Origin of the sequence: Bartonella sp. AP58NXGY (assembly GCF_042195785.1) — a bacterium.
In the GTDB taxonomy this organism is placed as follows: domain Bacteria; phylum Pseudomonadota; class Alphaproteobacteria; order Rhizobiales; family Rhizobiaceae; genus Bartonella.
On the sequence record NZ_JBHIOY010000440.1, the window covers coordinates 1 to 528 of the forward strand.

General features: G+C 34.1%; 1 protein-coding gene. It reads left to right on the forward strand.

Features of this window, described 5'->3' with window-relative positions:
* Positions 1-437: peptidoglycan-binding protein LysM (gene lysM, locus ACFINC_RS11890; RefSeq protein WP_375617322.1), on the forward strand; the 437-nt coding region annotated here is incomplete at its 5' end.
* Positions 438-528: the final 91 nt, after the last annotated feature.

The following is a 528-nucleotide window of genomic DNA, read 5'->3' on the forward strand; positions in this document are numbered from 1 at the left end:
TTAAAACTGTAGGGGAAAAGTTAGGTATAGGAGACCATGAACCAAAAGAAAAAGACTTTAAGGCAGCATTTGATCATTTTCAACTTGATACAGAAAAAGTCAGTATTCAAGTTGAAGATGGTAAAGCTGTTTTAAGCGGTGAGGTTCCAGATAGGGAAACGCTTGAAAAAGCACTCCTGGTTGTTGGCAATTCACAAGGTATTTCTTCTGTGGATGTTGAGCAATTAAAGGTTATTGATACGACGCATAAAAAAACGTCTCGTTTTTATGAGGTTAAGTCTGGTGATAATCTTTGGAAAATTGCTGAAGAGGTTTATGGAAAAGGGCAAGGGAATAAGAACACATTTATTTTTGAAGCCAATAAACCAATGCTAAAATCTCCTGATAAAATTTATCCTGGACAAGTTTTACGTATTCCTGAAGTTGACCATATTTAATGCGTCAAAGAGGATAATTTTTTGCTTATTTTATGGCATTAAACTTTTAGGGCATTAAACAAAAATAAGAAGCGTAAAAAATTTCACGCTT